We start from the raw sequence: 7,144 nt of genomic DNA on the forward strand, positions 1-7,144 counted from the left end.
ACCGTCAAGCGGCTGCAGGCCGAGGGCAAGGTCGTCGCGATGGTCGGCGACGGCGTCAACGACGCGGCCGCGCTCGCCCAGGCCGACCTGGGCCTCGCCATGGGCACCGGCACCGACGCCGCCATCGAGGCCGGCGACCTCACCCTGGTCCGCGGCGACCTCCGCTCGGCGGCCGACGCGATCCGGCTCTCCCGCCGCACCCTGGCCACCATCAAGGGCAACCTGTTCTGGGCCTTCGGCTACAACGTGGCGGCGATCCCGCTGGCCGCCGCCGGCCTGCTCAACCCGATGGTCGCGGGGGCCGCGATGGCCTTCTCCTCGGTCTTCGTGGTCACCAACAGCCTGCGGCTGCGCCGCTTCCGGCCCGCCTGAGCCGGCCGACGCGAAGGCCCCGGACCGGTGTCGGTCCGGGGCCTCGACGCGTACGGGGTGCCCCGGGGCCCTCGGGGGCCGGGCCTCAACGCCCCAGCAGCTCGCCGCCGTTGCAGTGCAGGATCTCGCCGGTGATGAACCCGGCCTCGGGCGAGGCCAGGAAGTACACCGCCGCCGCCACCTCGCCGGTCTCGCCGATCCGCCCGAGCAGGGTGCGGGCGGCCCGGCGGGCGACCTCGGCCTCGTCCAGCCGCGGCCCGAAGAACTCGGTGCCCGCGACGGTGCCCGGCGCGACGATGTTGGCGGTGATGCCCGAGGTGCCCAACTGGGCGGCCAGGAAGTGGTTCCAGGCGTGCAGCGAGGCCTTCGCCGCGCCGAACGAGCCGGCCCCGCGCAGGGCGGCGATGGAGCTGATGGTGACCACCCGGCCGGAGCCCGGGGTGAGCCGGTCGCGGACCGACTCGGTGAGCAGCACCACGGTCAGCACGTTGCGCTCGAAGTCGCCGCGCCAGCGCGCCAGCAGGGCGTGCGGCCCGCCGCCGACCACGGTCTCGCGGCTGCCGGCGTTGTTGACCAGGACGTCGATCCGCTCGGGCAGGTCGGCGAGCGCGGCCTCGACGGCGTCCGGGTCGGCGAGGTCGCACACCAGCGGGGTGACGTTCGGCCCGAGTCCGGCCGCGGCCTTCTCCAGGACCTCCCGGCGGCGGCCCACGATCACCACGTGGTCGCCGGCCTCGACGAACCGCCGCGCGACCTCGTACCCGATTCCCGTGCCACCGCCGGTGACGACGACGTTCCTGGCCATCTGCGCACTCCCTCCCCAGTTCCGCCGTCGCGCGGCGAATGTGCGCGACGGTCCGTACCGGAATGCCACGATTCCTATCACGCTCGGTTGCCGTGACTGCGGGGAGGGTGACGTCCGGCGCGAGCGAAGGTGTGATATGAGCGTGGTACGACGCGCACACGGAGCGTGGCGAGAGGCAGCTCACACCCCCCGGGCGTAACTTCTCGCACCCTGATACGTCTTAGGTTGGTAGTGCGGCAGTTTTTCCGGTGGGCGGGGACACGCTGAACGGCAACGTGTCCCCGCGCTTCCAGCGGGCTGTCGCCGACGGGGCTCCGGCGGGCCCCGGGACGGTCGTCGACCCTGACGGCCTTCGCGCACGACGCCGGGGTTCTGGCGGGCCTGGGACGCTTTGAGCGGCCGTCCCCGGCTGCGGCCGACCCCGGAGTCGTGCGCCGTACGGTTCCGTCCCCGCGCGGGCCCTCGGGCGCGCCACCGGGACGCGAAGGGGCCCGGCCGCTCTCGCGGTCGGGCCCCTCTCAGCTTCCGTGCGGGCCGGTGGTCGGCGCCGCTGCGGTCAGCGGGCGTCCAGCGGGACGTAGTCGCGGATCGCGGTGCCGGTGTAGATCTGGCGCGGACGGCCGATCCGGCTGGTCGGGTCGTTGATCATCTCGTGCCAGTGGGCGATCCAGCCCGGCAGCCGGCCGAGGGCGAACAGCACGGTGAACATGCTGGTCGGGAAGCCCATGGCGCGGTAGATCAGGCCGGTGTAGAAGTCCACGTTCGGGTACAGCTTGCGCGAGATGAAGAAGTCGTCCTTGAGGGCGTGCTCCTCCAGCTTGAGCGCGATGTCCAGCAGCTCGTCGCTCTTGCCGAGCTGGCCGAGGACCTCGTGCGCGAGCAGCTTGACCTGGGCGGCACGCGGGTCGAACGCCTTGTAGACCCGGTGGCCGAAGCCCATCAGCTTGACGCCGGCTTCCTTGTTCTTCACCTTCGTGATGAAGGCGTCGACGTCGCCGCCGTCCTTCTGGATGCTCTCCAGCATCTCCAGCACGGCCTGGTTGGCGCCGCCGTGCAGCGGGCCCCACAGGGCCGAGATGCCGGCCGAGATCGAGGCGAACAGGTTGGCGTGGCTGGAGCCGACCAGGCGCACGGTGGAGGTCGAGCAGTTCTGCTCGTGGTCCGCGTGCAGGATGAGCAGCTTGTCCAGCGCGTTGACGACGACCGGGTTGAGCTCGTAGTCCTCGGCGGGGACGGCGAAGGTCATCCGCAGGAAGTTCTCGACGTAGCTCAGGTCGTTGCGCGGGTAGACGAAGGGCTGGCCCATCGCCTTCTTGTACGCGTACGCGGCGATCGTCGGCAGCTTGGCGAGCAGGCGGACCGTCGACAGGTGGCGCTGGGCCGCGTCGAACGGGTTGTGGCTCTCCGGGTAGAACGTGGACAGCGCGCCGACGACCGAGGACAGCATGGCCATCGGGTGGGCGTCCCGCGGGAAGCCCTGGAAGAAGCGCTTGACGTCCTCGTGCAGCAGGGTGTGCTGGGTGATCTCGCGGTTGAACTCGGCCAGCTGGTCCGCGTTGGGCAGCTCGCCGTTGATCAGGAGGTACGCGGTCTCGATGAACCCGCCATCGGAGGCGAGCTGCTCGATCGGGTAGCCGCGGTACCGCAGGATGCCGTTGTCGCCGTCCACGAAGGTGATCGCGGACTTGTACGCGGCGGTGTTACCGAAGCCGTTGTCCAGGGTGACCAGGCCGGTCTGCGGGAGCAGCTTCGAGATGTCGAAGCCGGCGTTGCCCGCAGTGCTCTCGACGACGGGGTACTCGTACTCGCCGTCCTGGTACCGCAGTACTACCGAGTTGTCGCTCACGTCTTCCTCACCGACGAAATGAATCCTCTTCCAAGGTGCCCTGACTGTCTCTACCATCCCCCATCCGGAGGACAGTCGCGCACCCGGGGTGGCCCGAAAGGGCCCGCCCCTACAAAACCTGCTGCCGCAGCCGGTACGAACCGGACAAGATCGGCACCACCCTAGGCTCTGCCGTAAATCTCTTCACGTCAAGAGAACATTAGAGGCAACCATCCCGTTGGATAATCATCCAGCTGCGAGCCGATGGTCGAGTCCGGTATGCCTCCGACCTGCACTGACGGCCCGGACGGCCTGTCCGATCGCCTTGCGTGACCCCACCAGCACCACGAGTTTCCGTGCCCTGGTCACAGCGGTGTAGAGCAGGTTCCGCTGGAGCATCGTCCAAGCGGACATGGTGACCGGAATCACCACGACCGGGTACTCGCTCCCCTGCGAGCGGTGGATCGTCACCGCGTACGCGTGGGCCAGCTCGTCCAGTTCGTCGAAGTCGTACGCCACCTCCTCGTCCTCGTCGGTGAGCACCGTCAGCCGCTGGTCGTCCACGCTCAGCGCGGTCACCACTCCCACTGTGCCGTTGAAGACGCCGTTCCGCCCCTTGTCGTAGTTGTTGCGGATCTGGGTGACCTTGTCCCCCACCCGGAACGTCCGGCCGCCGAACCGGCGTTCGGCCAGCCCCTCCCGGGCCGGCGTCACCGCCGCCTGGAGCAGGGTGTTCAGGTTCCCCGCGCCGGCCGGGCCGCGGTGCATCGGCGCCAGCACCTGCACGTCCCGGCGCGGGTCGAAGCCGAACTTCTGCGGGATCCGGCGCGCCACCACGTCCACCGTGAGCCCGGCCGCCCGCTCCGCGTCGTCCTCGGCGAACAGGAAGAAGTCCGCCAGCCCGTCCGTCAGCGGCGGCCTGCCCTCGTTGATCCGGTGCGCGTTGGTCACCACGCCGGACTGCTGCGCCTGCCGGAAGATCCTGGTCAGCCGCACCGACGGGATCGGCCCGCCCTCCGCCAGCAGGTCCCGCAGCACCTCCCCGGCGCCCACCGAGGGCAGCTGGTCCACGTCCCCCACGAACAGCAGGTGCGCGCCCGGCGGCACCGCCTTGACCAGCTTGTTCGCCAGGATCAGGTCCAGCATCGAGGCCTCGTCGACGACCACCAGGTCCGCGTCCAGCGGCCGGTCCCGGTCGTACGCGGCGTCCCCGCCCGGCTTCAGCTCCAGCAGCCGGTGCACCGTCGAGGCCTCCACCCCGGTCAGCTCCGCCAGCCGCTTCGCCGCCCGGCCGGTCGGCGCCGCCAGCACCACCTTGGCCCGCTTCGCCAGCGCCAGCGTCACGATCGACTTCACCGTGAACGACTTGCCGCAGCCCGGACCGCCCGTCAGCACCGCGACCTTCTCGGTCAGCGCCAGCCGGACCGACTCCTCCTGCTCCGGCGCCAGTTCGGCCCCGGTCCGCTTCGCCAGCCAGTCCAGGGCCACCGGCCAGTCCACGTTCCCGAACCACGGCATCCGGTCCGCGTCCGAACGCAGCAGCCGCACCAGCTGGTTGGCCAGCGAGATCTCCGCCCGGTGGAACGGCACCAGGTACACCGCGGTGACCGGCTCGCCGCCCTCCCCCGGGACCGCCTCGCGCACCACGCCCTCGGCCGCCACCAGCTCCGCCAGGCAGTCGATCACCAGCCCGACGTCCACCTGCAACAGCTTCACGCCGTCCGCGATCAGCCGCTCCTCCGGCAGGAAGCAGTGCCCCTGGTCGGTGCTCTGCGACAGCGCGTACTGCAGGCCGGCCTTCACCCGCTCCGGGCTGTCGTGCGGGATCCCCACCGCCTGGGCGATCCGGTCCGCCGTCAGGAAGCCGATGCCCCACACGTCCGAGGCCAGCCGGTACGGCTCGTTCCGCACCACCCCGATCGAACCGTCGCCGTACTGCTTGTAGATTCGCACAGCCAACGAGGTGGACACCCCGACCCCCTGCAGGAAGACCATCACCTCCTTGATGGCCTTCTGCTCCTCCCAGGCCGCGGCGATCTTCTTGGTCCGCTTGGGCCCCAGCCCCGGCACCTCGATCAGCCGGCCCGGCTCGTTCTCGATCACCGCCAGGGTGTCCGCCCCGAAGCGCTCCACGATCCGCTCGGCGAACCGCGGCCCGATCCCCTTGATCAGCCCCGAGCCCAGGTACCGCTGGATCCCCTGGATCGTGGCGGGCAGCACCGTGGTGTAGTTCTCCACCGTGAACTGCCGCCCGTACTGCGGGTGCGAGCCCCACCGCCCGTGCAGCCGCAGCGACTCGCCGACCTGCGCCCCCAGCAGCGCGCCCACCACCGTCAGCAGGTCGTTCGCGCCCCGGCCGGTGTCCACCCGGGCCACCGTGTAGCCGGTCTCCTCGTTGGCGTAGGTGATCCGCTCCAGCACGCCCTCGACCTGCGCGAGCTGGCGCGGCACCTGCTGCCCGGACTGCGCCGCCTGCTTGCTCACCGGACCCCCTTCGACCGGTACGGGTGGACGATTCCGCTACGCACCGTACCGCCCCGCCCCGACACCCCGCCCCCGCCGGTGCGGCGGCCGCTGCCGTGCACCGCCCCGGCCGAGGTGCCAGGCTGGGAGGGACCGAGGGGGACCGCCGTCGACCACGCCCGCCCGGGCCCCGTCCGAGGAGCAGTGCCGCCATGCTCAACACCGACTTCCGCCCCGGTTCCCCGGACTGGCTCGACCTGAGCAGCCCCGACACCCGCGCGTCCGTCGACTTCTACACCGCGCTGTTCGGCTGGACCTTCGACTCGGCCGGCCCCGAGGCCGGCGGCTACGGCTTCTTCCAGCTCGACGGCCGGACCGTCGCCGCCCTGGGCCCGCTCGCCGAGGAGGGCACCCCGCCCGGCTGGACGCTCTACTTCGCCACCGAGGACGCCGACCGCACCACCGCGCTGGTCGAACAGGCCGGCGGCCGCGTCCGGTTCGCCCCCTTCGACGTCTTCACCGCGGGCCGGATGGCCGCCTACACCGACCCGACCGGCGCCGACTTCGCCGTCTGGCAGCCGCACGACACCCGCGGCCTGGACGTCGTCACCGAGGAGGGCAGCCTCTGCTGGACCGAGTGCTACAGCGTCGACGCCGAACTCGACAAGTCCTTCTACCGCTCCGTCTTCGACTGGCAGGAGCAGGACGTCCCGCTCGGCGAGGTGATGTACACCGTCCTCACCCCGGCCGGCGGCGGCAGCGACGACGCCCACGGCGGCATCATGCAGCTCGGCCCCGAACACACCGCGCGCGGCACCACTTCGCACTGGCTCCCCTACTTCGAGGTCCCCAACGCCGACGCCAGCCTCGCCATCGCCGACACCCTCGGCGCGACCGTACGGATCCCGGCCATGGACGTGCACGGCGTCGGCCGCCTGGCCCAGCTGGTCGACCCGCACGGCGCCGTCTTCGCCGTCATCACCAGTGCCAAGCCCGGGGACTGACGCCGAGAGGGTCCCACGGCCCTTCAGAAGGCCCGGGAAGGGGTGCTACGGGCGTAGACAAGGCGCGGTGCGCCAGACAGGGGCCTCTAGTCTCTGATCATGACTGAAACGGCTGTTCTGACGATCCGGCGGGCCACCGCCGACGACCTGCCGGCGATCGTGGCCATGCTCGCCGACGACCCCCTGGGCGCCACCCGCGAGAGCCCCGACGACCTCACCCCCTACCGCACCGCCTTCGCCAGCATCGACGGCGACCCGCACCAGCACCTGATCGTCGCCGACCGGGCCGGCCGCACCGTCGGCACCCTCCAACTCACCGTCGTCCCCGGCCTCTCCCGGGCCGGCGCCACCCGCACGATCATCGAGGGCGTCCGCATCCACGCCGACGAACGCGGCAGCGGCCTGGGCACCGAACTGATCCGGTGGGCCGTCGACCGCTCCCGCGAACTCGGCGCCGACCTCGTCCAGCTGACCTCCGACGCGACGCGCACGGACGCACACCGCTTCTACGAGCGGCTGGGGTTCGTGGCCTCGCACGTCGGGTTCAAGCTCAAGCTCTGAGAACGCGCTCAAAAGCCCGGAAAACGCGAAGAACCCCCATCCGGGACCCGGATGGGGGTTCTTCTGAAGAATTGTTCGGCGGCGTCCTACTCTCCCACAGGGTCCCCCCTGCAG

Annotated in this window: 6 protein-coding genes; 3 read left to right on the forward strand and 3 right to left on the reverse strand. The window is 71.2% G+C overall.

Features of this window, described 5'->3' with window-relative positions:
- On the forward strand, window positions 1-372 hold a 372-nt coding region (locus ACWDCZ_RS37915; RefSeq protein WP_449818307.1), incomplete at its 5' end, for an HAD-IC family P-type ATPase.
- 85 nt (window positions 373-457) lie between these two features.
- Here the strand turns inward: ACWDCZ_RS37915 and ACWDCZ_RS37920 are convergent.
- The 3 genes from ACWDCZ_RS37920 to recD2 all read right to left on the reverse strand — a co-directional run bounded on the left by ACWDCZ_RS37920 (window position 458) and on the right by recD2 (window position 5,486).
- On the reverse strand, window positions 458-1,177 hold the full coding sequence (locus ACWDCZ_RS37920) for an SDR family NAD(P)-dependent oxidoreductase (RefSeq protein WP_049651142.1): 720 nt from the start codon (window positions 1,175-1,177) through the stop codon (window positions 458-460).
- Window positions 1,178-1,733: 556 nt separating this feature from the next.
- Window positions 1,734-3,023 carry a citrate synthase gene (locus ACWDCZ_RS37925; protein ID WP_049651143.1) on the reverse strand — a complete coding sequence of 430 codons (1,290 nt, stop codon included), beginning with the start codon at window positions 3,021-3,023 and terminating at the stop codon, window positions 1,734-1,736.
- Between the two features lie 225 nt (window positions 3,024-3,248).
- Complete coding sequence (recD2, locus tag ACWDCZ_RS37930) at window positions 3,249-5,486, reverse strand: SF1B family DNA helicase RecD2 (RefSeq protein WP_449818308.1); 2,238 nt, start codon at window positions 5,484-5,486, stop codon at window positions 3,249-3,251.
- A gap of 191 nt (window positions 5,487-5,677) precedes the next feature.
- Here recD2 and ACWDCZ_RS37935 point away from each other — a divergent pair, with 191 nt between their 5' ends.
- Window positions 5,678-6,469: a VOC family protein gene (locus tag ACWDCZ_RS37935; RefSeq protein WP_449818309.1), complete on the forward strand. Its 792-nt coding sequence runs from the start codon at window positions 5,678-5,680 to the stop codon at window positions 6,467-6,469.
- A 99-nt stretch (window positions 6,470-6,568) separates the two neighbouring features.
- Complete coding sequence (locus tag ACWDCZ_RS37940) at window positions 6,569-7,030, forward strand: GNAT family N-acetyltransferase (RefSeq protein ID WP_387831215.1); 462 nt, start codon at window positions 6,569-6,571, stop codon at window positions 7,028-7,030.
- Window positions 7,031-7,144 lie beyond the last annotated feature (114 nt).

This window comes from Kitasatospora sp. NPDC001225 (genome assembly GCF_053597855.1).

What these genes read in the sequence shown, in the direction of transcription:
- ACWDCZ_RS37940 (WP_387831215.1), top strand. Translation starts at nt 6,569, where the DNA reads ATGACTGAAACGGCTGTTCTGACGATCCGGCGGGCCACCGCCGACGAC.
- ACWDCZ_RS37935 (WP_449818309.1), top strand. Translation starts at nt 5,678, where the DNA reads ATGCTCAACACCGACTTCCGCCCCGGTTCCCCGGACTGGCTCGACCTG.
- ACWDCZ_RS37920 (WP_049651142.1), bottom strand. Translation starts at nt 1,177, where the DNA reads ATGGCCAGGAACGTCGTCGTCACCGGCGGTGGCACGGGAATCGGGTAC.